Origin of the sequence: Pantoea brenneri (assembly GCF_038594305.1) — a bacterium.
Taxonomy (GTDB): domain Bacteria; phylum Pseudomonadota; class Gammaproteobacteria; order Enterobacterales; family Enterobacteriaceae; genus Pantoea; species Pantoea brenneri.
The window spans coordinates 41,274-66,293 of the sequence record NZ_JBCGBG010000006.1; the positions used below are offsets into that span (position 1 = coordinate 41,274).

22 protein-coding genes, 4 tRNA genes and 2 other RNA genes are annotated in these 25,020 nt (G+C 56.9%); 4 read left to right on the forward strand and 24 right to left on the reverse strand.

Going from position 1 to position 25,020, the window contains the following annotated elements:
* Positions 1-81: 81 nt before the first annotated feature.
* The 6 genes from yigB to AABB92_RS18680 form a co-directional block, all read right to left on the reverse strand.
* Positions 82-798 (reverse strand): 5-amino-6-(5-phospho-D-ribitylamino)uracil phosphatase YigB, encoded by a 717-nt coding sequence (gene yigB, locus AABB92_RS18655; protein WP_031375039.1) that lies wholly within the window; start codon positions 796-798, stop codon positions 82-84.
* Complete coding sequence (xerC, locus tag AABB92_RS18660) at positions 795-1,700, reverse strand: tyrosine recombinase XerC (RefSeq protein ID WP_046289560.1); 906 nt, start codon at positions 1,698-1,700, stop codon at positions 795-797. The genes yigB and xerC overlap by 4 nt, the downstream gene beginning before the upstream one ends.
* Complete coding sequence (locus tag AABB92_RS18665; protein ID WP_031375040.1) at positions 1,697-2,401, reverse strand: DUF484 domain-containing protein; 705 nt, start codon at positions 2,399-2,401, stop codon at positions 1,697-1,699. The genes xerC and AABB92_RS18665 overlap by 4 nt, the downstream gene beginning before the upstream one ends.
* Positions 2,398-3,222 (reverse strand): diaminopimelate epimerase, encoded by an 825-nt coding sequence (gene dapF / locus AABB92_RS18670; protein WP_031375041.1) that lies wholly within the window; start codon positions 3,220-3,222, stop codon positions 2,398-2,400. The genes AABB92_RS18665 and dapF overlap by 4 nt, the downstream gene beginning before the upstream one ends.
* A gap of 28 nt (positions 3,223-3,250) precedes the next feature.
* The gene (gene lptM / locus AABB92_RS18675; protein WP_031375042.1) at positions 3,251-3,451 is read right to left on the reverse strand and encodes an LPS translocon maturation chaperone LptM; all 201 of its coding nucleotides are present in this window, start codon (positions 3,449-3,451) and stop codon (positions 3,251-3,253) included.
* 146 nt (positions 3,452-3,597) lie between these two features.
* A complete protein-coding gene (locus tag AABB92_RS18680; protein WP_031375043.1) occupies positions 3,598-6,156 on the reverse strand; it encodes a class I adenylate cyclase in 2,559 nt (852 codons plus the stop codon).
* A 313-nt stretch (positions 6,157-6,469) separates the two neighbouring features.
* Here AABB92_RS18680 and hemC point away from each other — a divergent pair, with 313 nt between their 5' ends.
* Genes hemC through hemY form a run of 4 tightly spaced genes read left to right on the forward strand, consistent with a single transcriptional unit; the run spans position 6,470 to position 10,494 of the window.
* On the forward strand, positions 6,470-7,411 hold the full coding sequence (gene hemC / locus AABB92_RS18685; RefSeq protein WP_046289559.1) for a hydroxymethylbilane synthase: 942 nt from the start codon (positions 6,470-6,472) through the stop codon (positions 7,409-7,411).
* Positions 7,408-8,136, forward strand: coding sequence for a uroporphyrinogen-III synthase (hemD, locus tag AABB92_RS18690; protein ID WP_031375045.1), 729 nt, complete (start codon positions 7,408-7,410; stop codon positions 8,134-8,136). Before hemC ends, hemD begins: the two co-directional genes overlap by 4 nt.
* Before the next feature lie 25 nt (positions 8,137-8,161).
* Positions 8,162-9,295 carry a uroporphyrinogen-III C-methyltransferase gene (hemX, locus tag AABB92_RS18695; RefSeq protein ID WP_031375046.1) on the forward strand — a complete coding sequence of 378 codons (1,134 nt, stop codon included), beginning with the start codon at positions 8,162-8,164 and terminating at the stop codon, positions 9,293-9,295.
* A gap of 2 nt (positions 9,296-9,297) precedes the next feature.
* Complete coding sequence (gene hemY, locus AABB92_RS18700) at positions 9,298-10,494, forward strand: protoheme IX biogenesis protein HemY (protein ID WP_031375047.1); 1,197 nt, start codon at positions 9,298-9,300, stop codon at positions 10,492-10,494.
* Between the two features lie 570 nt (positions 10,495-11,064).
* Here hemY and AABB92_RS18705 read toward each other — a convergent pair.
* The 18 genes from AABB92_RS18705 to wecA form a co-directional block, all read right to left on the reverse strand.
* Positions 11,065-11,193, reverse strand: a non-coding RNA gene (locus AABB92_RS18705) — RtT sRNA.
* Between the two features lie 32 nt (positions 11,194-11,225).
* A non-coding RNA gene (locus AABB92_RS18710) (RtT sRNA) lies at positions 11,226-11,354 on the reverse strand.
* 32 nt (positions 11,355-11,386) lie between these two features.
* Positions 11,387-11,463: transfer RNA gene (locus tag AABB92_RS18715), tRNA-Pro, on the reverse strand.
* Between the two features lie 20 nt (positions 11,464-11,483).
* Positions 11,484-11,570: transfer RNA gene (locus tag AABB92_RS18720), tRNA-Leu, on the reverse strand.
* 16 nt (positions 11,571-11,586) lie between these two features.
* Positions 11,587-11,662: transfer RNA gene (locus tag AABB92_RS18725), tRNA-His, on the reverse strand.
* Positions 11,663-11,764: 102 nt separating this feature from the next.
* Positions 11,765-11,841 (reverse strand) — tRNA-Arg (locus AABB92_RS18730).
* 158 nt (positions 11,842-11,999) lie between these two features.
* On the reverse strand, positions 12,000-12,740 hold the full coding sequence (wecG, locus tag AABB92_RS18735; RefSeq protein WP_031375048.1) for a lipopolysaccharide N-acetylmannosaminouronosyltransferase: 741 nt from the start codon (positions 12,738-12,740) through the stop codon (positions 12,000-12,002).
* Positions 12,741-12,765: 25 nt separating this feature from the next.
* Positions 12,766-14,109 carry an ECA oligosaccharide polymerase gene (gene wzyE, locus AABB92_RS18740; protein ID WP_031375049.1) on the reverse strand — a complete coding sequence of 448 codons (1,344 nt, stop codon included), beginning with the start codon at positions 14,107-14,109 and terminating at the stop codon, positions 12,766-12,768.
* Positions 14,106-15,173: a TDP-N-acetylfucosamine:lipid II N-acetylfucosaminyltransferase gene (gene wecF / locus AABB92_RS18745; protein WP_031375050.1), complete on the reverse strand. Its 1,068-nt coding sequence runs from the start codon at positions 15,171-15,173 to the stop codon at positions 14,106-14,108. Before wecF ends, wzyE begins: the two co-directional genes overlap by 4 nt.
* Entirely contained in the window at positions 15,170-16,420 is a 1,251-nt protein-coding gene (gene wzxE, locus AABB92_RS18750; protein ID WP_031375051.1) for a lipid III flippase WzxE, read from the reverse strand. Before wzxE ends, wecF begins: the two co-directional genes overlap by 4 nt.
* A complete protein-coding gene (gene rffA / locus AABB92_RS18755) occupies positions 16,420-17,550 on the reverse strand; it encodes a dTDP-4-amino-4,6-dideoxygalactose transaminase (protein WP_031375052.1) in 1,131 nt (376 codons plus the stop codon). The genes wzxE and rffA overlap by 1 nt, the downstream gene beginning before the upstream one ends.
* The gene (gene rffC / locus AABB92_RS18760) at positions 17,537-18,244 is read right to left on the reverse strand and encodes a dTDP-4-amino-4,6-dideoxy-D-galactose acyltransferase (protein ID WP_031375053.1); all 708 of its coding nucleotides are present in this window, start codon (positions 18,242-18,244) and stop codon (positions 17,537-17,539) included. The genes rffA and rffC overlap by 14 nt, the downstream gene beginning before the upstream one ends.
* Entirely contained in the window at positions 18,222-19,103 is an 882-nt protein-coding gene (gene rfbA, locus AABB92_RS18765; protein ID WP_031375054.1) for a glucose-1-phosphate thymidylyltransferase RfbA, read from the reverse strand. The genes rffC and rfbA overlap by 23 nt, the downstream gene beginning before the upstream one ends.
* Before the next feature lie 18 nt (positions 19,104-19,121).
* On the reverse strand, positions 19,122-20,192 hold the full coding sequence (gene rffG, locus AABB92_RS18770; RefSeq protein WP_031375055.1) for a dTDP-glucose 4,6-dehydratase: 1,071 nt from the start codon (positions 20,190-20,192) through the stop codon (positions 19,122-19,124).
* Positions 20,189-21,448, reverse strand: coding sequence for a UDP-N-acetyl-D-mannosamine dehydrogenase (wecC, locus tag AABB92_RS18775; protein ID WP_031375056.1), 1,260 nt, complete (start codon positions 21,446-21,448; stop codon positions 20,189-20,191). The genes rffG and wecC overlap by 4 nt, the downstream gene beginning before the upstream one ends.
* A complete protein-coding gene (wecB, locus tag AABB92_RS18780; protein WP_031375057.1) occupies positions 21,445-22,575 on the reverse strand; it encodes a non-hydrolyzing UDP-N-acetylglucosamine 2-epimerase in 1,131 nt (376 codons plus the stop codon). Before wecB ends, wecC begins: the two co-directional genes overlap by 4 nt.
* A 10-nt stretch (positions 22,576-22,585) precedes the next feature.
* Positions 22,586-23,635: an ECA polysaccharide chain length modulation protein gene (gene wzzE / locus AABB92_RS18785; RefSeq protein WP_031375058.1), complete on the reverse strand. Its 1,050-nt coding sequence runs from the start codon at positions 23,633-23,635 to the stop codon at positions 22,586-22,588.
* A 24-nt stretch (positions 23,636-23,659) separates the two neighbouring features.
* The gene (wecA, locus tag AABB92_RS18790; protein ID WP_031375059.1) at positions 23,660-24,748 is read right to left on the reverse strand and encodes a UDP-N-acetylglucosamine--undecaprenyl-phosphate N-acetylglucosaminephosphotransferase; all 1,089 of its coding nucleotides are present in this window, start codon (positions 24,746-24,748) and stop codon (positions 23,660-23,662) included.
* Positions 24,749-25,020: the final 272 nt, after the last annotated feature.

Below are 25,020 nucleotides of genomic sequence, written 5' to 3' on the forward strand. Positions count from 1 at the left end.
GGCCTGCGGCGGGAACAAACCCGGCTGCCGCCACGGCCGCAGCGCGAAAGTAAGGGAGACGACTGGATAAATTTACAGCCATTATAGCAGTGAGGTGAGTGATGCCAACTGCGAAATTTCGACATGCGGCAACAGGCGCGCATCGGCGATCTGCATCAGGTTGCCCTGACGCAGGTTAATCCAGCAGGCCTGCATACCGCAACGCAACGAGCCAGCCACATCGGTGGTGAGGTCGTCGCCGACGTGCAGAATGTGCTGAGGGGCGATGTTAAGCCGCTGTGCCGCCAGCTGATACATATCCTGCCACGGCTTCGCACGTCCATCCGGCCCCGCCCGCAGCGTGAACCGGAAGTAATCGGCAATGCCCATTTTTTCCGGGCAGGCATTGCCGTTGGTGACCGCCACCAGCGGGACTTTCTCCGCCAGGATTTTCAGCGTCTGATGGGTCTCATCCGGCATCTCAACCTGACTACGCCATTGATGAAACACCGCCATGACCTGCTCCGCTCCGGCCGTCGCATCAGCCGCAGACAAGCCGATATTGAGCATCGCCAGCTCAACCGAACGCCGCCGCCACTCCGACACATCGTGGTAGATCTCCGGTTCACGCAGCAGCAACTCATCGCGCAGCGCCTGATAAGCCTGCGGCGTAAAATCGCGCAGCGCCGGATGAAAAGCCTGTAACGCCGCGTGGGACTCAGCGGTGGTCCGGCGGATCACCGGATGGTTATCATACAGCGTGTCATCAAGGTCGAAGGTAATCGCTTTGATGGCAGCCAGCGGACGATAAAACTTCATTCGTTCTTTCCTCGTTTGGCCCGGGGATGCGCAGCATCATAGACCGAAGCCAGATGCTGAAAGTCGAGATGGGTATAAATCTGGGTGGTCGAGAGATTGGCATGGCCCAGCAGCTCCTGCACCGCGCGCAAATCACCGCTCGATTCCAGCAGGTGAGTCGCAAAGGAGTGCCGCAGTTTATGCGGATGAATATGGCTGGTCACGCCCTGCTTAATGCCCCATTCGGCGAAACGCTTTTGCACGTTGCGCGCCGATATCCGGTTGCCGCGCGTAGAGAGAAACAGCGCGTCATCCTGGCCGCCAAAGCTGGTGCGCAGCGGCAGCCACTGCTGGATCCAGCTGACCGCGGTACGGCCAATCGGCACACGACGCTCTTTGCTGCCTTTACCCACAACCCACACTTCGCCGGAATCGAGATCGACATGACGGCAATCCAGATTCACCAGTTCAGAGAGACGCAGACCACCGCCGTACATCACTTCCAGCATGGTGCGGTCGCGCACCGCCAGCGGATCGCTGGGATCGATCTCCAGCAGCTGGTTTACGTCATCGACATCAATATTTTTCGGCAGATGGCGCGCCTTACGCGGCGTCATCACCCCTTTCGCCGGGTTCGCGCTGAGCAAACCCTGGCTGACCTGCCAGTCGAGAAAGCTGCGCAGCGCGGAGAGGCGTAATGCAAGACTGCTGGCGGCCAGACCGGCGCGACGACTGCGTGCCGCCATGCTGCGCACCTGCGCCGGTTCAAGCTGCGTCCAGGCGCTGAGCTTCATCTCATCGGCAATCGCGACCAGCGCCGCCAGCTGGCGGGCATAGCTGCTCTGGGTCAGCGGACTGAGCTGGCGCTCCACCTTGAGGTAGCGCAGAAATCCGTCGACGGCCTCCTGCAGCGCGCTGCTCATGCGCGTTCGATCCAGCGAGTCAGCAAATCAGGCATCATCTGCGACAGGTGCTGCAGCAGCAAGGTACCCATGCCAGATTGATAATGCTGGCTGTCGCGGCTGCTGAAGATCAGCACGCCCAGATCGCCGGCTTCGCCCATCAGCGACATCGCGACCGAACCGATCGCTTTCGCCTGCGGTAGCAGCAGCAGTAATTCCGGGCCATTGATATTGCCCAGATAGTGATGCTGATTACCGAAGCGCTGGATGCGCAGCGGCTCAAAGGCCTGACGCGACAGGCTAAGCTGGAAGAAATCCGAAGGCGCGCCGAGCTGCCATTTATCGCTGAAGAGCCGCACGTTGGCCCCGGCCAGGCCGAGTTCACGCGCCCAGCGGTGCAGACGGTTCAGCATCTCCTGCAGCGAATCCGCTGCCGCCAGATGGCTTTGCAGCGCCAGCAAGCGATCAAACAATTCGTGATTGGCGGTTGCCTGTTCCATCAGCAGGGTAATCTCTTCTTCCAGCTGCTGGATATGGTTACGCTGCCGCGCCATGTGCCACTCAACCAGTGACACGCTGCCGCGTACCGGATGCGGCACCGCCATCTGTTCAATCTGGCGGGCGTTGCGGATGAAGAAATCGGGATTTTGCCGCAGATAATCACTGACGGCCTGATCGTCCAGCAGGACCGTACTGTCCGCCTGCTCTTCGATATTTTTCATAGATGAATAAACCCATCGTAGACATGTGTGGCGGGACCGGTCATGTAGAGTGGCTGACCCGCCCCCTTCCAGGCGATATGCAGCGTTCCGCCGGGCAAATCAACGCGCACTTTCGGCGCCAGAATACCCTGCTGAATGCCGCACGCAACGGCAGCACAGGCTCCGCTGCCGCACGCCTGCGTTTCCCCTGCGCCGCGTTCATACACGCGCAGACGAATGTGTTCCGGATTGATGATTTCCATAAAGCCGACGTTAACGCGATCCGGGAAGCGCTCATGGCTTTCCAGAATCGGCCCCAGCAGTTCAACCTGCGCGGTTTTCACGCTTTCGACCTGAATAACGCAGTGGGGATTGCCCATGGAAACTGCCCCCAGCATCACCGTCTGCTCGGCCACGCGCAGCAGATAGAGATTCTCGGCTTTATTGGCGCGAAACGGCACCTGCTGCGGCTCAAAGTTGGGCTCGCCCATGTTGACGCGCACCTGATCGTCCGGCGTCACGCTCAACACCATACGGCCATTCTGGGTACTGACGCGAATATCACTTTTGTTGGTCAGCCCTTTCAGCTGAACGAAGCGGGCAAAGCAGCGCGCGCCGTTGCCGCACTGCGCGACTTCGCTGCCATCGGCATTGAAAATGCGATAGTGGAAATCGAGATCGGGATCGTAAGGCGGTTCAACAATCAGCAATTGATCAAAACCGATCCCCAAATGACGATCGGCCAGCCGGCGGATCAACTCCGGCGAGAAAAAGACGTTTTGTGTCACCGCATCGACCACCATAAAGTCGTTGCCGAGACCGTGCATTTTGGAGAACTGCATTTTTAGCTCCGCCGGATAAGCCATTATATTAGTTCGCTTGCGCGCTCGAATCGCCGGTCACCAGACCGTTGACATCCGCTTTAGAGGCGTCTGCTTTCTGGCGTTCAGTCGGGGCTTGTTGCTTCTTCGGCTGGTCCTTCGGCGGGAAGTAAAGCGGCCCTTTCAGACCACAACCGGCAAGGCTGGTCACGGCCAGCGCCATCGCCAACAGGCTTATCACTTTCTTCATTCTTTATGCTCTTCATGTCCTTTACCTGGATGCTTATCATCGCAGTTGAAGTTGGAAAAGCAACAGGAAATCCCCGCAAATAGCGTGAGCAGAGTGTCAGGCCGGAAAGATGACGGCCACCTGAGCAGGCAGGCGGCCGATCGGGTTCAATGCACCTGATAGCGCGGTTGATAGTCGCCGTTGTCGTTATCAGGCGGCGAGGCGCACAGCTGCGTCAGCGTCTGGCTGCGGAACGGAATCACCTGGAAACGTTCACCGGTATTCACGATCTGATAGAACTGCGGCAGGTTGAAGTTGATAAAACTTGAGCCGTAGGTAAAGCGATCGTGCGACGAGGAGTAGAAACGGCTGACGTCTCGCACCAGCTCCTCTTTGCTGCCTTCGCAGTGATGGTAAACCTCAACCCGGTTAGTCTCATCAAGAATGTAGATGTTGAAACCGCGCTCATCGGTGGTGTTTTCAAAGAAGAACTGGATGATGCCTTCGCTGGCATAGCCGTTAACCACCGGCGGCAGCGGCGTCTGGTTGGTTTCCACCTTGATCGACAGGCCGTGCAGCTTGTTATTGGAAATCGCGCCGTAAAATTCGACGGCGTTTTCCAGCTTCTGTACCGAAACGCTCATGCGTTCAAAGAACAGACCCCAGGTCTGGCCGGCCATACGCAGCGCTTTGAAGCGACCCGGCTCCTGTCGCGTACTGGAAAGCCGTAGCTCAATGCATTCCGACACCAGTTGCTGCACGCGGGTCCGAATCAGCCCGCGCAGATGCTGGCTGTAGCAGAACACTTCCACCGTATCCGGCGGCGCGGCATCCTGATGCATCTTGCCAAGAATGGTTTTCAGCCCTTCGATCATCGCCTGTTCGCCGCTGAAGTGCAGCGTACGCACTTCATTCCACGAGTTACGATAGAGCAGGTCGATACTGCCAATCAGGCACTGCTGCTGCTGGCCGAAGCTGAACACGTCCAGCTTACGGAAGTCGAAGTGCACCACCTGATTACGGAACGCCGAGGTTGGATCGTGCTCGAGGTTGACGATAATCGCGAGGTGACGAATTTCACACGGGCTGTAGAGCGCTTTTGGCGTCGGGGCTGGCAGGCGAAGCGGGAAATGACTGGAGACGTCATTGACCAGCTCCTGCAGACGCGCCAGATCGCAGATCTCATTGCCTTTAATGTGCAGCCGGGTTTTGCGGGTCAGCAGACCGTTAAACCACGCCCACGCCACCAGCTTATTCAGATAGCGGTTATATTCCAGCGGCTGATGGCTGATGATCGAATCCATGTCCGGTGCCTGATTATACAGGTACCAGCCAGCGCGGTTGGCCCGGCCAGGCGGCACATGAATAAAGGTCAGGTTCGGCTCAGAAAGATCGGGCGAAATCTGCGGGTTGACCAGGGTAACCTTGCCTGGCAGTGCTTCAAACGCGGCGTACAGTTTACGGGTCAACACGCCGATGTCCTGCGGACTCGCGCTGACGCTTAAATTGTTGCGGCGGGCAAACCGGATCAGGTTGCGATAACTCTGCATCATCGCATCCAGCAGTTCATTGTGCGCTTCACGCACCCGCTCGATTTTCCACTCTGCGCGGTTATCCAGGATGGCTATTTTCTCGTCATCCCAGCCCCACTCTTTCACCAGCTGCGACAGAATTTCACGCCGCCATCCGGTGCGATGCTGATGTTCTTCGGTGCTGAGTTTCTCGCACACTTTGAGGTAGAAACAGCGGCGCACCAGATCGAGACGTGGCTGATCGTCCACGCTGGTCAGATAATGCGTAACGCGTTCCAGCATCATGCAATAGGGATCAAGCCCGAAGCAGATGATTTCGCCGTCGTGCAGGCGCTGTTTGATGTCCATCGCCAGCAGTTGTGTATTCGGGTATTCCCAGCTGTAGGCTTCCAGCAGCAGGGTTTTCAGCACCGCTTTATACGGCGAGTCGATACTTTTATACAGCTGCCACAGGCTGGCACCGAAGTACTCTTCCGCCGACAGCGTGCCAAGGCCGCCCAGATCGAGCCATTCGTTTGGCGTCAACACACCCTTGGCATAGAGCGACATCACATAGTCGTCATAATGGTGCTCTTCTTCACCGGGCACCATGTTCCACAGGATACGTTTACCCGCCATGCGCACCGCCGTGCGGTAAAACTCGTCCAGCAGCAGAATATGTTGGGTCGAACCGCAATCTTCACCGCCCAGATTACCGCTTTCGTTATGCCGGAAACGGTTCTCATCGATCAGGAAGAAGCTCACTTCCACGCCCATTGAGACGCACCATTTCTGCAGCATGGTACATTTACGCTGCAGATTGAGGCGCTCTTCATTGTCCAGCCAGGATTGATGACAGACCCAGATGTCGAGATCCGACACGCTGTTCTGACCGACCGACGAGGTGCTGCCCATCGAATAGATCGCGGTGATCGGCATTTCGCCTTTTGGCGCATCGGCAAGGCGCAGATCGCTGTCGCCGGTCAAATCGGCCAGTAGCTGACGCTGATTTTCATCAGGCGTGAAGAAGCTGATGCCATGTGGAACGTTACCTTCAAGGTAACCCGGCATCTGCGGATGTTGATAATGTAATAAGGTTGGCAGCAGACTGTAGACGCGCTGAAAAGCGGGTCCCATGGCAGCCAGTGCACGATCGACGCGCAGCTGGTTGATTGCATCCAGTCTCTGTTTCAGTGTCTCAATGTAGAGGTACAAGACGTTTCGCCTGATTGTCCCAGTGTTTAAGCACCCTGTTTCCACCATCTGCCGCTTATAAAGTGAAAAAGTGGGCAGATTATTGCTGGAAACGTGATCAATCTAACACTCGGCAGATTGACCGTAAAGAAAGTTGCGCTACTTAACAGTTTAGCACGTTCTTACTGGCTTCCCGCCTTTTCAGCATCGGTATCAAATGAGCCTTGATAAATCGGGCCTAATCCGTGAGCAGGCCGTTTTCAATCCGTTGAAACTGACAGCATTCCCTCATAGATGATAGGATATTCAGTGAACGATCAAAATGGTTAACAGCATGTTAGACAAAATTTTCAGAATTGCTACAAGACAAAGCCCGCTGGCATTATGGCAGGCACATTATGTACAGCAACGCTTGATGAGCGCCCATCCTGGCCTGCAGGTTGAGCTGGTGCCGATGGTCACCAAAGGTGACATTATCCTTGATACGCCGCTGGCTAAAGTGGGCGGCAAGGGGCTGTTTGTCAAAGAGCTCGAACAGGCGATGCTGGATGGCCGGGCCGACATGGCGGTGCACTCAATGAAAGATGTGCCGGTCGATTTCCCTGCCGGTCTGGGTCTGGTCACCATTTGCGAGCGCGATGATCCGCGCGATGCGTTCGTTTCTCATCACTATGACTCCATTGATGCCCTGCCGCATGGCGCGGTCGTTGGCACTTCCAGCCTGCGCCGTCAGTGTCAGATCAGCGCCCGTCGTCCGGATCTGGTGATCCGCTCGCTGCGTGGCAACGTCGGTACCCGACTGGGTAAACTCGATGCTGGCGACTATGACGCCATTATTCTGGCCGTCGCCGGACTGAAGCGCCTCGGACTGCAGGATCGGATCCGTCAGGCGCTGCCGGCAGATGTTTCCCTGCCCGCGGTCGGTCAGGGCGCGGTCGGCATTGAGTGCCGTCTCAACGACAGCCACTTAATCAGCCTGTTGCAGGCGTTAAACCACGATGATACCGCCGTCTGCGTCAAAGCAGAACGCGCCATGAATACCCGCTTAGAAGGCGGTTGTCAGGTGCCCATCGGCAGCTTTGCGGTGCTGGAAGGCGATGAGCTCTGGCTACGTGGCATGGTCGGCGCGCCGGATGGCAGCGTGATGGTCAGCGGCGAGCGCCGCGGGCCGCGCGATCAGGCAGAACAGATGGGCATTTCACTTGCCGATGAGCTGCTTAACGGCGGCGCGCGTGAAATCCTGCGTGAAGTTTACCAGGGGCAGCCGCCGGCATGACCATTCTGGTGACGCGTCCGGAACCCGCAGCAGCAGAGCTGGTATCACGCCTGCATGCGCTGGGTAAGCAAGCATGGAGCCTGCCGCTGATTGAATTCGCGCCGGGCGTCGACCTGCCTCATCTGCCGCAAAAGTTAGCCGATCTGCAACCTGGCGATCTGGTTTTTATCCTGTCGCAGCAGGTTATCCACTACGCTCAACACGCTGTCACAGCGTGGCCCGCCGGGCTGGACTATTATGCAATTGGTCGATCCACTGCGCTGGCGTTCCATACCGTCAGTGGTCAGCAGGTGACCTGGCCGCATGCACATGAAACCAGTGAAGAGTTAATTCAGTTAAATACGCTGCAGCAGGTTGCCCATAAGCGTGCGCTGATTTTGCGCGGTAACCCCGGCCGGGAGCTACTGGCGGAGACCTTAACGCAACGCGGCGCAGAGGTGTCGTTTGCCGCCTGCTACCAGCGCTGTCAGAAACACTATAACGGTGCGACAGAAGGCCGGCGATGGCGCGATCGCGGCGTCTCGGTGCTGGTGGTGACCAGTGGAGAAATGTTACAACAGCTTTTTTCGCTGTTCCCCGCGATCGATCGCGAGGAATGGTTGCTCAACTGCCGACTGATTGTCGTCAGTGAACGTTTGGCTACCCTGGCCGCAGGATTGGGTTGGCAGGATATTCAGGTAGCCGATGGTGCCGATAACGATGCGCTATTGCGCGCGTTACGCTGAACTTTAACAATGGGATGTGCCACATATGACGGAACAAAAAGACTCCTCCGCCATGGTTGAAGAAACCACCCCAGCAGTCGACCGCTCTGCTGCCAGCAACGCCACACCACCCCGTAAAGCAAAAAACGGTGGCATGGTGCTGGGTGCGGTTGCGATCGTCATTGCGCTGGCGATTGGTGCAGGTTTATACCTTAATGGGAAACATCAGGCTGATTTACAGGCACAAACCAACCAGCGTCTGAGCGAACAGCTTAGCGCGCTTCAGCAGCAGGCCAGCAACGACAAACAGCAGCTAACGCAGCAGCTGAGTAGCACCGAAACCGCGCTGCAGAAGGCGGAAGCCCAACAGGGCGCCTCTGCCAAAGAGCTGGAAACGCTGCGTGAGAAAGTGGCTGTGATTTCAGGCAACGACGTGCGCAGCTGGTTGCTGGCGCAGGCGGATTACCTGGTGAAACTGGCGGGTCGCAAACTGTGGAGCGATCAGGATGTCACCACCGCCGCCGCGTTGCTGAAAAGCGCCGATGCCAGCCTGGCTGACATGAACGACCCGAGCGTGATGAATGTCCGTCGCGCGTTAACCCAGGATATCAGCACCCTCTCATCGGTCAGCCAGGTCGACTATGATGGCGTGATCCTGAAGCTGAATCAGCTGTCGAACAATGTCGACAATCTGCGTCTGGCCGATAACGACAGCGATGATGCGCCGATGGACAGCGACGGTGGTGAGCTGTCAGGTTCAGTGCGCGAATGGCGACAGAATCTGGTGAAAAGCTGGCACAACTTTATGGATGACTTTATTACCATCCGTCGCCGTGATAACACCGCACAACCGCTGCTGGCACCTAATCAGGATGTTTATCTGCGTGAGAACATTCGTTCCCGTCTGCTGATTGCCGCTCAGGCGGTTCCGCGTCATCAGGATGAGATCTACAAACAGTCGATCGACACCGTCTCCGCCTGGGTTCGCGCCTGGTACGATACCAATGATGCCGCCACCAAAGCGTTTCTCGCCCAGCTGGATGAGCTGAGCCAGCAGAGCATCAATATGGATCTGCCGGACAACCTCGAAAGCCAGCCGTTACTTGAGCAGCTGATGCAAACCCGCGTGCGGAACCTGTTAGCGCAACCCTCTGCCGCTGCTAATCAGCAGGGAGGCTAAGCATGCTTAAGGTATTTATCCTCTTTATCCTGCTGATTGCTGGCGTGGTGCTGGGACCGATGATCGCGGGTCATCAGGGCTACGTGCTGATTCAGACCGATAACTGGAATATCGAGACCAGCGTGACCGGGCTGGTGATTATCCTGATCATCAGCCTGCTGGTGATTCTGGCCGTGGAATGGCTGCTGCGTCGCGTGCTGCATACCGGTGCCCGTACCCGCGGCTGGTTTACCGGTCGTAAACGTCGTCGCGCCCAGCGTCATACCCAGTCCGCGCTGATGAAGCTGGCGGAAGGCGACCATCGTCAGGTTGAAAAACTGCTGTCTAAAGATGCCGATCATGCCGATGTGCCGGTCGCCAACTACCTGCTGGCGGCGGAAGCAGCTCAACAGCGTGGCGATGAAGTCCGCGCCAATCAGCATCTGGAGCGGGCGGCTGAACTGTCAGACAGCAACACCATTCCGGTGGAAATTGCCCGTGCGCGTATTCAGCTGGCGCGTAATGAAGATCACGCCGCGCGTCACAGCATCGATCGTTTACTGGAAGTTGCGCCGCGCCATCCTGAAGTGCTGCGCCTGGCCGAGCAGGCTTATATCCGTACCGGCGCCTGGAGCGCCCTGCTGGATATTCTGCCAGCGATGCAGAAAGCACAGGTTGGCGATGACGATCACCGCGCTGCCCTGCAGCAACAGGCCTGGCTGGGCCTGATGAGTCAGGCGATGGCCGATCAGGGTAGCGACGGACTGAAGCGCTGGTGGGGCAATCTGAGCCGCAAAACCCGTCAGGAAACCACGCTGCAGGTCGCGATGGCTGACCACCTGATTGAGTGTGACGATCACGATACCGCGCAGTCAATCGTCCTGGAGGGGCTGAAACGCCACTATGACGATCGGCTGGTGCTGCTGATGCCACGCATCAAGAGCGGGAATCCGGAAGCGCTGGAGAAAGCGTTACGCCAGCAGATTAAACAGCATGGTGCTACGCCGCTGCTGCACAGTACGCTGGGTCAGCTATTGATGCGTCATGGTGAATGGCAACAGGCGGCCGAAGCGCTGCAGCAGGCGCTGGCACAGCGTCCTGATGCGTTCGACTATGCCTGGCTGGCGGATGTATACGATCGCCTGCGTCGCCCGGAAGAAGCGGCAAAGATGCGTCGTGAAGGCTTATTGCTGACGCTGAAGAACAATCCCGGCGCCTGATTGGCCGGAGAGAAAGATAAAAGCCGGGCTTGCCCGGCTTTTTTGTGCCCGACATTTACCGCCAGCCGGCAGTAAACCGCAGATAAAAAAACACCTGCCATAGGCAGGTGCAAGATCAGGTCGGTAAGACAACCGGGAGGTACCTGACTCAACGTGGTGTCTGTTAACCCTGTAAGACTTTCGCGATACAGGCAGGCAGACAACAGGTACCTAAAAATTGGCTCTGCATCATTCCCAGGTTTATGTTGCATCAGCAAACATAAGAGGTGGAATGAGCATCTACAGGTTTATTATTGCATAATTCATGCCAGCTTAGATTTTATTTTCAAAGTCTTTTTAAATCAGCTACTTAATAAAAATACGGAATAAGGTGACGTAAACAGCCTGCCGCGAGTGTCGGTATTCAGCGACACCGGTCCGCTTCGCTGTCTCTCTCTGGAGACAGCCACGAGAAACTGTCGGACATCCTTATAAAATCAACAGGTTAACTGTCGCAGAATAGCGACGCGGCCGGTCTTTCGCTAACCGACAGACGAAAAAAAACCTGTCTTTTCAGACAGGTTTCTAAAATGGTCGGCGAGAGAGGATTACCTGGCTCTGCGAGCCTGCCCTGCGGGCCGTTGCTGAAGCAACGTTGTCTCGCTGCGCTCGGCTCAAACCTCCTTCGGAGGTCCTCATCCTCTTTTGCTACAGACGAAAAAAAACCTGTCTTTTCAGACAGGTTTCTAAAATGGTCGGCGAGAGAGGATTACCCGGCTCTGCGAGCCTGCCCTGCGGGACGTTGCTGAAGCAACGTTGTCTCGCTGCGCTCGGCTCAAACCTCCTTCGGAGGTTCTCATCCTCTTTTGCTACAGACGAAAAAAAACCTGTCTTTTCAGACAGGTTTCTAAAATGGTCGGCGAGAGAGGATTCGAACCTCCGACCCACTGGTCCCAAACCAGTTGCGCTACCAAGCTGCGCTACTCGCCGATTTTTTTAACTGTTTTGCCTGGTGCGAAGAGAGGGACTTGAACCCTCACGTCCGTTAAGACACTAACACCTGAAGCTAGCGCGTCTACCAATTCCGCCACCTTCGCGTATCCCAGCAAAATCTGGGGTGGCTAATGGGACTCGAACCCACGACAACTGGAATCACAATCCAGGGCTCTACCAACTGAGCTATAGCCACCACTGTACCGAATGTTACAAGTTTAAAACCTGCAGCATCTAAATCTTTACTGCCAACTAACGCGGTAAATCAAACCACCGAAGCTCATGCGCACAAACGATATGGCGCGCCCGACAGGATTCGAACCTGAGACCTCTGCCTCCGGAGGGCAGCGCTCTATCCAGCTGAGCTACGGGCGCGTAGCGCCGTTGCGGATGTGCATACTAGAGATAAGCGCCCATCGTGTCTAGTGCTTTTTCAATAAAAAAACGCGTTTGATTACGCTTTGTGCATTTCGTCGACAAATAGTGCACTTCTCCCCACCTTCCGGGTAAAAATGCGGCATTAATCAGCAATATCAGAGATCGCCACGCCAGTGGTAGCGCAAATATTTCAGCAGTTTTAATTGCCTGCGCCAGCGGCCTGGCTGCCTGATCAACCGATAAAGCCATTCCAGTCCGAGTCGCTGCCAGATTTTAGGTGCGCGCTTCACATGACCGGTGAAAACATCATAGGTGCCACCGACACCCATATAGAGCGCATCAGGCCAGTGGGCGCGGCACGCCAGCATTAACAGCTCCTGGCGAGGTGAACCCAGTGCAACCGTCACCAGCTTCGCACCGCTGGCGGCCACGCGGGCAAACAGCGCATCCTGATCGGCTGGCGCAAAATAACCATCCTGCGCCCCGACAATGTTTACATTCCACTGACGACGCAGCTTGTCGCAGGTTTCATCCAGCACCGCCTGACGCCCACCGATCAGGAACACCGGGGTGCCCTCACGTCCGGCCCGCTCCATCAGGGCTTCCCATAAGTCTGCGCCAGCAATGCGCTGTACCGACGCCTGCGGGTATTTTTTACGGATTGAACGGACGATACTGATGCCGTCCGGATAGGCGAACTCGGCCTGCGTTAACAGGTTACGTAATCCCTCATCCCGTTCGGCAGTCAGAATCTTTTCTGCATTGATGGCGACTAAGATGCCGCTCCGCACGCCCTGCGGCGGCATTAAAAAATCCACCGCCGACGGCATGCTGTCGAAGCCATACAGCGCGACGCCGCGAATCCGGTACTGCGGCGAGTCAGGTAACTTTGTCATATCTTCCGTCAATCCCAGAGGTTAATCAGGAGGGGCTATGCAGCACCCGCTCGCTGCAGTCGCGAATTAAACCGGCGCGATCCAATAACCAAAATAGTAATTTAGCCACGCCCAGACAGGCGGCAAAAATAATAGCGAAAAACACCACGCGTGAGCCAAACGCATCCAGACCTTCACGCGCCAGCACGATCATGTTGAACACCGCGCCAAAACAGAAACTTTGCAGAATAGCCCCGCTGTAGCGATTGGTTTCCTGGCAGCCTCGCGCATAGAGTGCATCGAAGACTTTGATAATCATCCCCACCGCCACCGCACCGATCGGGATTGCCCAGACGCCGCCCATCACCACCAGCGAACCGATCAGCGTTGGCGAGATCGCCAGTCCCGAATGGTTATTCAGCACTTCCCAGGTGAAGTAGTTAGCGCTGTTCAGCACCGCCAGCGGACGATCCGGCCACAACCAGCTGGGAATAAACACATAAAAGTCACGCCAGAGCGGCGCCAGTCCCTGAAATTCAATGCGGGCATAGTTATCCAGCAGTAACGCCAGGTTCTCCCACGGCGAGAAGGTATCACGCGTCAGGTAGAGAAAGGTATAAAAGGCTTCATCGCCCATCACGTCGAGGTTATAACGCCGCAGCGCCAGCCAGAACATGCCGGCAATCGCCATGACGCCCGCAGTTGCCAGCATCCACAGCGTAATCCAGCCGCGGGTAATGCCGATAAACAGAAACAGGGCAAACGCGATAATGATATTGGCACGGGTACCGCCGACCAGCGCGTAGGTCAGCAGACCAAAAGCGACGGTTACTACCAGAAACAGCAGCCAGTTGCGTCGTGTCGGACGCAAAAAATAGGGGATCAACATCGCCGGAATAAAGAAATAGAAGAAGCGCTTAAGCGCCACGCCAGAGACTTCACTGGAGAAAATCTGGTTATAGGCGGTCAGACGGAACAGCAGAAAACCGTTATGGATGAAAAACACCGTCACGGTGCCCAGCGCCACCAGCGCCAGGATCACGCAGGTCAGGTGGGTTTCGACCCGGTTCATCTGCAGCCAGGGTTTGGCCGGCGGGGCGTTCGCGGGCCGCAGTCGGACCTTATAGCTGACGTAATAGATGGCATAAAATCCGGTGGCCGACAGCAGCGCCTGCAGCAGAGACGCTACCGGCACCACTTCAACATTAAAACGGAACACCAGCACGCTGGTCAGCGGAAAGCCGAAGTAAAAAGTCAGTAAGAACAGCAGCGTGAAGAACAGATGGAAGTTAAAACGCACGCGCTTAAACTCCCGCCAGGTCAGGGTCAGAATAAAACCCAGCGACAGCAGGTAGACCGCCAGCAGACCGCTAAACTGCACAAGGCTCATGACAACTCCCCTTCGCTGAGGCGTAATGCTGAACGCCATCCGGCCAGATAGCCGGGCGCGAAAAAGGCGATCGCCTGTTTGTCGCAACCCGCCAGCTGACGACGCGCCTCGGTAATCACTGCAGGCGAGAGCGCATCTTCGCTAAACAGCACCGGTAACTGCTGCTCCGCCACATCACGCCAGAACGGGTTTTTACGGCTCAGGACAAAAGGTACGTTGGCCTGGATTAACAGACACAAGGTCCCGATCCCTTGCTGACGTTCAAACATAAAATACCCGACGTGGCAGCGCGCCAGCAGCGCTAAATAGTCATCAAACGCCATTTGTTCACTAATCAGGTTCACCTGCCCCTGCGGATACAGCGCCTCAGCCGCGGCCCGCACCTGACTGATATAGGCCTGATTATTCGGCGGATATCCCAGCGGCACCTCGATACGCACCTGGTCGCCAAACTGCGCGCGGATCGCCTTGAGTCCGTCGATATGCCGGTTACTCGGATCGCCTGAATTTCCCAGCAGCAGGGTAAACCTCGAATCGGGCGCAGAGTGGACCGCGGCCTCCGGCATGCGGGTCGGGAAATAGAGTAACGAACCGGGTACCCGGTGATGGCGTTGCTGGTAATGATGCAGATCGCCGCGGGTGGCAAAAACGTGCGCTACCCGCCCCTGCGCCAGCCGGCGTAGAAAATAGAACAGGCGAAACTTCAGGCTGCGAGAATCTTCATACAGGTCAGCGCCCCACACGTGCCAGAACAGCTGGGAACGATGCAGCTTGCCGCTGAGTAACGCCAGCCAGAGCCAGGGATTGAACTGGCCGTGGCAGAAAAAGCGTTGCTGACGCTGCCTGGCGCGCTGCAATACCGCCTGCGCCAGCGCTTTTTTACTGGCAAAGCACTCAATCTGTAAGGCGCTGAACGGCGAAAAGCTCTCAGGCTGTTGCGTCACCACCATAAAATGGCGTGGCGTGGCCGTGGGCTGTTCAACGCTCAGTATGTCGTTGAAGAAACGCAGCACCGTGAGGTTGTGGTGGGGAATATCCGATCCCAAAACGTGAATTAAAGTCATTTTTTCCGGCAATAAACCATAAAAGCGCCACAACACAGGGCAAAGTAAGCCATATAGGTAAACATGTAGGCCTGCGCCGCACCCGTCGCGCCCTGTAACGGGATTAGCCAGCGTGAGAACAGCGTCAGCAATACAAACTGGCTAATCTCAGTCAGAACATAAAAGCGCAGCGAGGCCTTGGCGATCACCAGATATCCGAAAACATAGGCTCCCACTTTAAAAACATCACCGCACAGTTGCCAGACAAACAGATCGCGCATGCCACGGAACGCGTCGGAAAACAGCAGGCTGATGGCAACATCCCGCAGGATCCAGACCGCGAAACTGGCCACCGCTACCGCCGGCAGCACAAAGCGCAGAGCCCGGCCAATTTCCTGGGCAATATCGCGTTTGTTATCCAGTCGCGCCAGCGTCGGCAGCAGCCAGACGCTGAAGGTGGCGGTGATAAATTGCAGATAGGCATCGGAGATGCTGGTTACGCCCTGCCACAGTCCGACCTGCGCCCAGCCCTGCTGCTGCGCCAGCAGGTTACGCATCATTACCCAGGCTACCGGCAGCGTCACGGTGGTAATTAACGCCATCAGGGTATATTTAGCCAGATTACGCGCCAGCTCGGGCTGCCATTGCGGACGCAGCCAGCTGAGCGGCAAGGGTACGCGGCGTTTCAGCAACACCACTGCCGGCACCAGCAACAGTGCCGGCACCAGCGCCAGACCGATCAGTGCGCCCTGATAACCACCAAACCACCAGCACAACAGATAACCGGCGACGCCAATCAGGCTGCCGAGAATCAGCGCCAGCGCATTGCCGCGCGCATCACGATACCCTTTCAGCAGCGCCAGACTAAAGTTCGCCCAGGCGATACCGAGCTGAAGAAACGCCACCACGCGGATCACGTTCTGATAGCGATCGTGACCAAACAGCGCGCTGCTGATCGGGCCTGCCGCCAGCAGGAACAGCAGCGCCAGCACGCCGGAAAAGCCCAGCACCAGGGTTGAGGCGGTACCGACCAGCGCCCGTAACCGTTCGGGCTGCTGCTGATACTGCGCCACATAGCTGGTCACGCCGTTGAAAATTCCGGCCCCCGCCAGCACGCCCAGCACGGTAATCAGCTGACGAAAGTTACCCGCCTGACCGACGCCCTCCGGCCCGAAGCTGACCGCCAGCAGTTTGACCACCAGCAGTCCGGCAACGATTTTTACCAGCGTGGACGATGCGGTCCATACTGAAGCTCTGGCCAGTGACATCAGGAAAAGAAGCTCAGCAGCGAGCTGATAACCGTGCTCTGGTTGTTATCCGACAGGTTATAGAACAATGGCAGGCGCAGCAGGCGTTCACTCTCAACGGTGGTGAAGCGGTCGTCGCCGAAAAACTGCGAGAAACGCTGGCCAGCCGGCGAACTGTGTAGCGGAATGTAGTGGAATACTGTCAGTATCTCGGCTTCTTTCATCCAGTTAATCAACGCCTGACGGTCGTCCTGATCGCGCAGTTTGATGTAAAACATATGCGCGTTGTGCTCACAGTTAGCGGGGATCGCCGGCAGCGCGATTCGCCCCTGCTCCGCCAGCGGCTGTAACGCATCATGATAACGCTGCCAGATGCGCAACCGCTGCTGGTTGATGCGTTCAGCCGCTTCCAGCTGCGCCCAGAGATAGGCTGCCTGCAAATCGGCCATCAGGTAGCTTGATCCCATATCGCGCCAGGTATATTTATCCACCTGACCGCGGAAAAACTGGCTGCGGTTAGTGCCTTTTTCGCGAATGATTTCGGCGCGTTCAACCAGGCTGGCATCGTTAATTAACGTCGCCCCGCCTTCACCACCAGCGGTGTAGTTCTTGGTTTCATGGAAGCTGAAACAACCGATGTGACCTATAGTGCCCAGCGCACGGCCTTTGTAGCGTGACATCACGCCCTGCGCCGCATCTTCAATGACAAACAGCTTATGCTTCGCCGCCAGCGCCATTATGGTGTCCATTTCACAGGCGACGCCGGCGTAGTGCACCGGCACGATAGCGCGGGTTCTTTCGGTGATGGCGGCTTCAATCAGCGTCTCGTCGATATTCATGGTGTCGGGACGCACATCGACAAACACGATGCGGGCGCCGCGCAGCACAAAGGCGTTGGCGGTAGAGACGAAGGTGTAGCTCGGCATGATCACTTCATCGCCCGGCTGCAGATCGATCAACAGCGCGGCCATCTCCAGCGACGCGGTGCAGGAGGGGGTCAGCAGCACTTTTTTACTGCCAAAGCGCTGCTCCATCCACTGCTGGCAGCGACGGGTAAAACCGCCGTCTCCGCACAGCTTGCCGCTGTTCATCGCCGACTGCATGTACTCAATTTCGGTGCCCACAACCGGGGGTGCATTAAATGGAATCATGACCTTTCCTGTAGAACCAGTAGGCGGTGCTGTCGATGCGGGCACCGCTGCGTAAATAGAGGCGCATCGCCGTGAGATTGCTGAGCTGAGTGGCGACCCGAAGCTGCACCAGTCGCCGCACCCGCGCCCAGTCCGCTGCCGCCAGCATCAGCCGTTGGCCCAGTCCCTGGCCCTGCGCGTCAGGCAGCACCGCCAGCAAACCGATACGAGCGTCGCCGTCCACTTCACGCAACGAGACGAAGCCCTGTAGCTGGCCTGCCGCATCCGCAGCCACCAGGCATTGATGATCAAAGGTGCCACGCACCGCGTTTTCAATCCACTGGGCGTAGAAACGCCCGCTGGCATCGGGCGCATACCACGGCGCACGAAAGCGACTCTGACTGAACAGCTGTGAGGCCGCCTCGCGCAGGGCCGGAATTTGCGCCTCGCGTGCAATGCGAATGCCGACCTGTCGTTCGGTCTGGTTAATCGGCAGCGTCAGATCCGCTTCGCCTTCCACCAGCTGGAACCGGTGCTGCTGCAGCGTATCAATCAGCGCGGTCTGGCTGGCGGGCACTTTGACCTGCAGCAGCGCGCAGGGATGTTGCAGCGCTGCATCCAGGGCGGTGTCACCGTTAAGATCCAGCCGCACGGTCTCAACACCGAAGAACTGACTCTCCCAGCGAAGGGGATTAATATTGACGTGGACGGGCATGTAACAGATCCAGCAGATATTGGCCGTAGCCGGTTTTGGTCAGCGCTTCGCCTGCCGCACGTAGCTGGTCATCACTCAGCCAGCTGTTACGCCAGGCGATCTCTTCCAGACAGGCAATCTTGAAGCCCTGACGTTTTTCAACCGTCTGCACAAACATGCTCGCTTCCACCAGGCTGTCATGGGTACCGGTATCCAGCCATGCGAATCCGCGTCCCAGCAGTTCGACAGTCAGCTCACCGCGCTCAAGATACATCTGATTAATGGCGGTGATTTCCAGTTCACCGCGTGGCGAAGGCTTAACCTGTCTGGCGAAGTCGACCACCTGATTATCATAGAAATAGAGGCCGGTTACCGCCCAGCGAGACTTCGGCTGCTTTGGCTTCTCTTCAATAGAAATCGCTTTAAAGTCATCATCAAACTCCACCACACCGAAGCGTTCGGGATCCATCACCTGATAACCGAACACGGTCGCGCCACGGTTCTGCTCTACCACTTTTCGTAGCTTCGGACTGAATCCCTGGCCGAAGTAGAGATTGTCGCCCAGAACCAGGCAGCAATTATCGTCGCCAATGAAAGATTCACCGATGATAAACGCCTGCGCCAGACCGTCCGGACGGGGCTGGACCGCATAACTGAGCCGCAGACCAAATTCCGCTCCGTCGCCCAGCAGACGCTCAAATTGCGCCCGATCTTCCGGCGTGGTAATCAGCAGAATATCGCGGATACCCGCCAGCATCAGAACTGACAGCGGGTAGTAGATCATTGGTTTGTCATAGACCGGCAGCAGTTGTTTAGAAACTGCACGGGTGATGGGATGTAGCCGCGTTCCCGATCCTCCGGCTAAAATGATGCCTTTCATCGCTGCTCCTTTCGCTGATTATTGCGATAAGCCGAGGCGCTCACCACGGTAGCGCCCGTCGAGAATGGCCTGCCACCAGCCGGGATTCGCCAGATACCAGGCAACCGTTTTACGCATGCCGCTTTCAAACGTTTCCTGCGGCAGCCAGCCCAGTTCTCGCGCGATTTTGCTGGCATCAATGGCGTACCGCTGGTCATGGCCGGGACGGTCGGTTACGTAGGTGATCAGGTCACGATAATGGGCCAGCCCCTGCGGTTTTTGATCTGCAGCCAGCTCTTCCAGCAGGCTGCATACGGTTTCCACCACCTCAATATTGCGCCGCTCATTATGGCCGCCAATATTGTACGTCTCGCCAGGCTTGCCATGACTGACTACCTGGTACAGCGCGCGGGCATGATCTTCGACATAGAGCCAGTCACGGATCTGTTGTCCGTTGCCGTACACCGGCAACGCTTTGCCCGCCAGGGCGTTGATGATGGTCAGTGGGATCAGTTTTTCCGGGAAGTGGCACGGACCGTAATTGTTTGAACAGTTGGTGACCAGCGTAGGTAAACCGTAGGTTCGCAGCCAGGCCCGGACTAAATGGTCGCTGCTGGCTTTACTGGCAGAGTAAGGGCTGCTCGGCGCGTAAGGGGTAGTTTCGGTAAAGTATTCCTGACTGCTATGCAGATCGCCGAACACCTCATCGGTGGAGATGTGGTGAAAGATAAAGGCGGCTTTGCGCGCGACATCCAGCGCCTGCCAGTAAAAACGCGCCGCTTCCAGCAGCTGGTAAGTCCCGACAATGTTGGTTTCGATAAAGGCCATCGGTCCGTCAATAGAGCGATCTACATGACTTTCCGCAGCAAGATGCATCACGCAGTCGGGTTGATGACGGGCGAAAATCTGATCGAGCGCCGGCCGGTCGCAAATATCAGCCTGCTCAAAGATAAAGCGTGGCGAATCGGCGACGCTGCTCAGCGAAGCAAGATTGCCGGCATAGCTGAGTTTGTCGACCACCACCACCTGGTGGTCCGTTTCGGCAATCAGAAAACGAACCAGCGCCGATCCGATAAAGCCAGCACCGCCAGTGATCAGAAAACGTTTCATCGCCAGACGCCTTTGGTATCGACCACCCACTGCTGGCGCACCCCGGCGGCATCCACTGCGCGGAAGACGCGATGATCCACCAGCATCACCAGGATATCGGCCTGCGCCAGCGCCTGCTCACTGGAGACCAGCGTGGCTTTATCCCTGAGGGCCGCAGGAATCTGGTCGATGTGCGGTTCAACCACCCAGGTGCTGCCGCTGTGCCAGTCAGCAATCAGTCGGGCGACACCCATCGCCGGGCTTTCGCGCAGATCATCAATGTCCGGCTTGAAGGCCAGTCCAAAGCAGGCAATGGTCAACTCAGTAGCACGCTTACCGGTCTGCGTCAGGCTGTCCGCTACTGCCGTTTTGACCTGATCCAGTACCCATTGCGGCTTAGCGTCATTAACCTCACGCGCCGTGCGGATCAGGCGCGCCAGCTCAGGATTCTGCGCCACGATGAACCACGGATCGACAGCGATGCAGTGACCGCCGACGCCCGGTCCGGGCTGCAGGATGTTGACGCGCGGATGGCGATTCGCCAGCGCAATCAGTTCCCAGACGTTAATCCCCTGATCGGCGCAAATCAGCGACAGCTCATTCGCAAAGGCGATATTAACGTCACGGAAGCTGTTTTCGGTCAGCTTACACATCTCAGCGGTGCGGGCGTTGGTTTCCACGCATTCACCTTTTAAAAACAGCCGATAGAGTTCACTGGCGCGGGCCGAGCAGGCTGGCGTCATGCCGCCAATTACCCGATCGTTATTAATCAGTTCCACCATCACCTTGCCTGGCAGCACCCGCTCCGGACAGTAGGCGATATAAATATCGGGCGTTTCACTGTGCTGCGGGAAACGCAAATCGGGACGCGCTGCGGCCAGCCAGTCAGCCATCTGCTCGGTGGTGCCAACCGGCGAGGTTGATTCAAGAATCACTAAATCGCCCGGCTTCAGCACCGGTGCGATCGACTCCGCTGCAGCCTGCACGAAGCGCAGATCGGGCTGATGCTCTGCCTGAAAAGGCGTCGGCACGGCGATAAGAAACGCATCGGCGGCTTCCGGCTGGGTTGTCGCCCGCAGATCGCCGCGCGTGACGGCGGCATGCACCACCTGGTCTAAATCGGGTTCCACGATATGAATCGCACCGCGATTGATGGTTTCAACCGCCCGGGCGTTGATATCCACACCCACTACTTTTTTTCCCTTTGAGGCAAAAACGGCTGCCGTTGGCAGCCCAATGTATCCCAGTCCAATCACGGAAATGGTTTCAAAACTCATAAGTCGGCTCGGTTATCTTTTAAGGCTTGCAAAATACGGCCACAGGCTTTGCCATCGCCATACGGGTTATGGGCATGGCTCATCGCCTGCCAGGCATTGTCATCCGTCAGCAAGGTGCTGACCTCCGCGACGATTCTGTCGATATCCGTCCCTACCAGTTTAACCGTACCCGCATCGACCGCTTCGGGCCGTTCTGTGGTATCGCGCATTACCAGCACCGGTTTGCCCAGCGACGGCGCTTCCTCCTGAATGCCACCCGAATCGGTGAGAATCAGCCAGGCACGGTTCATCAGCCAGACAAAAGGCAGATACTCCTGGGGCTCGATCAGAATGATATTTTCAACGCCGCTGAGTATGCGGTTAACCGGCTCGCTGACGTTGGGATTAAGGTGCACCGGATAGACGATTTGCGCCTCCGGATGCTGACGCGCAATCTGCGCCAGCGCGCTACAGATCCGCTCGAAACCGTCACCGAAGCTTTCACGCCGATGGCCGGTCACCAACACCAGTTTCTTGCTGGCGTCGAGAAACGGATAGCGCGCCGCCAGCTGGGCATTCAGATTGCAGTCATCCAGCACCCGATCGCGCACCCACAGCAGCGCATCAATCACCGTATTGCCGGTCACCACGATGCGCGCATCCGGCAGATTTTCCTGCAACAGGTTCTGGCGCGAGCGCGAGGTGGGGGTGAAATGGAGACGGGCGAGATGACCGGTGAGTTTGCGGTTCCCCTCTTCCGGCCACGGTGACGCGAGATCACCGGTGCGCAGTCCGGCTTCAACATGGCCGACCGGGATTTGCTGATAAAACGCCGCCAGGCTGGCCGCTAAGGTGGTGGTGGTGTCGCCATGAACCAGCACGATGTCTGGTCTGAAGTCGAGCAACACGGTTTTCATGCCCTCTAAAATGCGGCAGGTGATCTCGGTCAGCCCCTGCTCAGGACGCATAATATTAAGGTCATAGTCCGGCTGCAGCTGAAACAGGCGCAGCACCTGATCGAGCATTTCACGATGCTGTGCCGTGACGCACAGACGCGATTCAAACGCCGGATCCTGCGCCAGGGCCTGCACCAGGGGCGCCATCTTAATCGCTTCGGGACGGGTACCAAATACTGTCAGAACTTTCACACTGTTTCTCTCAATGACGCTGGTCTGACATCAGACGCGGACGACGTGCCAGCGCCACACCAGCCCCAACCAATGCCCCTACGGCACCCCACATAATCATCATGAACAGGCGGCGTGGACTATCACGCGACACCGGTTCTTCGGGGGTACGCAGGTAGCGGTAAGTCTGGAATTTACTGTTCAGCGTCGGGCCGGCGACCAGCGTGGTCAGCATGGCTCTGTTCTGATCATAGCTTATATCGAAGTTCGGGCCGGTAGCGCGCAGGGTCTCGAGCTGCCCTTGTAAAACTGGCTTGCCCAGCAGAAACAGGTCGCTGTCCGCCAGGTTTTCGCCAGCTTCGCGCGCCTGCTTTTCATTAATACCCTGCTGGCTGGCAATCTTCAGTGCCTGCTCCAGCCGGTGTTGCTGACGCTGAAACACCGCGTTGGCCACATCTTCCTGCCGCTTAACCTGCGCCTGAAGCTGTGCCGTGCGCGCCTGCCAGGCCCCTTTGAATTCTTCGTTCAGATGACGGGCTGCACGCTCGCTGGCGTAGGCAATGTACTGACGCAGCAGATTATTCGCATCGCCGGCGGTTTCCGCTTTAAGCCGCACGTTATCCGGCAGGTTGTGCGCCGCATCAGCAGGCGTAAACAGAATATTGCTGATCATATCGTCAAGCAGCGCAGCGTCGTTGTGCGCATTACCGGTTTTTCGGCTTTTGTAATAATCAGTTTGTTGCCAGAACTCGCGGCGTGTATCCCATGAGGCAAGCTGCATGGTGAATTCCTGATAGACCTCATCCATCACCGTGGGTGACGGGGCGGCCAGGGTCAGGGCATTGTTGCGCACATCCAGATTGGCGAGGAACTGCTGCTGCGCATAGTAAGATCCGAGCATGTTCACCGTCGGGCGATCGGTGACCGCCGTGGTGCTCCAGACCTGTTTCATCAGCAGCGTCGCCAGCCAGGCGACCAGCGCAAACAGCAACGCCAGCCCGACAATCCAGCGCTTGCCACGCCATAAACGGCAACATAAGCCGCGAATATCCAGTTCGTTGTCCACAATGTCAGCAGGCATGGCAGCGTTATCCTTTATCAGCGCTTAGCGGGGTAAGTTTTTTTTGGCGTCGCGGTAATGGCTCAGACGGCGTTTGATCCGCCGGACACGTCGCGCCACGCGCCACGCATGCTTCAGGCAGTAGCCGTAAACCATAAAGGCCACCAGGAACAGCAGCAGCATCACCCATTCGGGGATGAACGCCAGGTATTCGCCTAAAACGCCGATACCGGCGAGGATCGCGGCAGCAACGGTAATCAGGACAAAGGCCTGACGCGAGCTAAAACCGGCGCGCATGATCAGATGATGGATATGCTGGCGGTCGGCAGAGAACGGGCTCATGCCTTTGCGCAGACGGCGATACATAATCGCCACCATGTCCATTAATGGAATGGCAATCAGCCACAGCGCGGTCACCGGCGTAATCGGATGGCTCAGGCCCTGCGTGGTTTCCAGCAGAATCCAGATGATGGTGAAGCCGATCATCGTGCTGCCCGCATCGCCCATAAAGACTTTGAAGCGACGTCCGAGGAAGCCGAGGTTAAGCAGAATGTAGGGCAGCGTGGCGGCGATCATCGCAAAGCACCACATGGCGAGGCTGGTCTGGCCATCAAAGTAGAGGATGATGCCCATCGCCGCGAAGGTCACTGAGGAGAGTCCGCCCAGCAGGCCGTCAATCCCGTCGACCATATTAAAGGCGTTAATCGCCGCCCAGACGGCAAACAGCGTCAGCACGTAGCCAAACGGCCCGACGATCAGTTCAAACGGGCCGACAATAAAGCCGAGGCTGAGCAGATAAAGTTTGGCACCGACCATCATCACAACGGCGACGAGCGCCTGTACCACGGCACGGATTTTCACGCTGATATCGAAACGATCGTCCAGCGCGCCAACCAGCACCAGTACCCCGGCACACCCCAGATAGAGCAGCGCATGCGGCAGATAATAATTGGTTATTGCGAAGGTGAAGCAGATACCTGCGAACACAGAAATGCCGCCCACCAACGGAATCGCGCCATGATGGCGTTTACGTGAGTTAGGCTTATCAACTAAACCAATTTTTTTAGCTGCTTTTCGAGCAAAAAAGAGGAAAGCCAGGGAAAAGAGAAAAATTAAACCAAGCTCAGTACTCATAGTGAGTAAATTCACGTTAAACGCTCTCAGCTAACATCCCGGGCAACAATACGCGAAAAAGTGCGTTTATCGCTGCGTCGGATTCCGAATTCTGCATAAAGAGATGCACGAACGGTCATTAATTCGTCACCACTACCACAGTCATTATAAATGCTCCTGTCAGTGTTCAATCCTATAGCTCACAAATGAAAAACGCCACGTTGAGACGTGGCGTAAGGTCGATTTTCTGCGCATTTAAGCTAAAAAAGCCGAATCTGTGGTTCGGCTTTACA

What these genes read in the sequence shown, in the direction of transcription:
- yigB (WP_031375039.1), bottom strand. Translation starts at nt 798, where the DNA reads ATGAAGTTTTATCGTCCGCTGGCTGCCATCAAAGCGATTACCTTCGAC.
- xerC (WP_046289560.1), bottom strand. Translation starts at nt 1,700, where the DNA reads ATGAGCAGCGCGCTGCAGGAGGCCGTCGACGGATTTCTGCGCTACCTC.
- AABB92_RS18665 (WP_031375040.1), bottom strand. Translation starts at nt 2,401, where the DNA reads ATGAAAAATATCGAAGAGCAGGCGGACAGTACGGTCCTGCTGGACGAT.
- dapF (WP_031375041.1), bottom strand. Translation starts at nt 3,222, where the DNA reads ATGCAGTTCTCCAAAATGCACGGTCTCGGCAACGACTTTATGGTGGTC.
- lptM (WP_031375042.1), bottom strand. Translation starts at nt 3,451, where the DNA reads ATGAAGAAAGTGATAAGCCTGTTGGCGATGGCGCTGGCCGTGACCAGC.
- hemC (WP_046289559.1), top strand. Translation starts at nt 6,470, where the DNA reads ATGTTAGACAAAATTTTCAGAATTGCTACAAGACAAAGCCCGCTGGCA.
- hemD (WP_031375045.1), top strand. Translation starts at nt 7,408, where the DNA reads ATGACCATTCTGGTGACGCGTCCGGAACCCGCAGCAGCAGAGCTGGTA.
- hemX (WP_031375046.1), top strand. Translation starts at nt 8,162, where the DNA reads ATGACGGAACAAAAAGACTCCTCCGCCATGGTTGAAGAAACCACCCCA.
- hemY (WP_031375047.1), top strand. Translation starts at nt 9,298, where the DNA reads ATGCTTAAGGTATTTATCCTCTTTATCCTGCTGATTGCTGGCGTGGTG.
- wecG (WP_031375048.1), bottom strand. Translation starts at nt 12,740, where the DNA reads ATGACAAAGTTACCTGACTCGCCGCAGTACCGGATTCGCGGCGTCGCG.
- wzyE (WP_031375049.1), bottom strand. Translation starts at nt 14,109, where the DNA reads ATGAGCCTTGTGCAGTTTAGCGGTCTGCTGGCGGTCTACCTGCTGTCG.
- wecF (WP_031375050.1), bottom strand. Translation starts at nt 15,173, where the DNA reads ATGACTTTAATTCACGTTTTGGGATCGGATATTCCCCACCACAACCTC.
- wzxE (WP_031375051.1), bottom strand. Translation starts at nt 16,420, where the DNA reads ATGTCACTGGCCAGAGCTTCAGTATGGACCGCATCGTCCACGCTGGTA.
- rffA (WP_031375052.1), bottom strand. Translation starts at nt 17,550, where the DNA reads ATGATTCCATTTAATGCACCCCCGGTTGTGGGCACCGAAATTGAGTAC.
- rffC (WP_031375053.1), bottom strand. Translation starts at nt 18,244, where the DNA reads ATGCCCGTCCACGTCAATATTAATCCCCTTCGCTGGGAGAGTCAGTTC.
- rfbA (WP_031375054.1), bottom strand. Translation starts at nt 19,103, where the DNA reads ATGAAAGGCATCATTTTAGCCGGAGGATCGGGAACGCGGCTACATCCC.
- rffG (WP_031375055.1), bottom strand. Translation starts at nt 20,192, where the DNA reads ATGAAACGTTTTCTGATCACTGGCGGTGCTGGCTTTATCGGATCGGCG.
- wecC (WP_031375056.1), bottom strand. Translation starts at nt 21,448, where the DNA reads ATGAGTTTTGAAACCATTTCCGTGATTGGACTGGGATACATTGGGCTG.
- wzzE (WP_031375058.1), bottom strand. Translation starts at nt 23,635, where the DNA reads ATGCCTGCTGACATTGTGGACAACGAACTGGATATTCGCGGCTTATGT.
- wecA (WP_031375059.1), bottom strand. Translation starts at nt 24,748, where the DNA reads ATGAGTACTGAGCTTGGTTTAATTTTTCTCTTTTCCCTGGCTTTCCTC.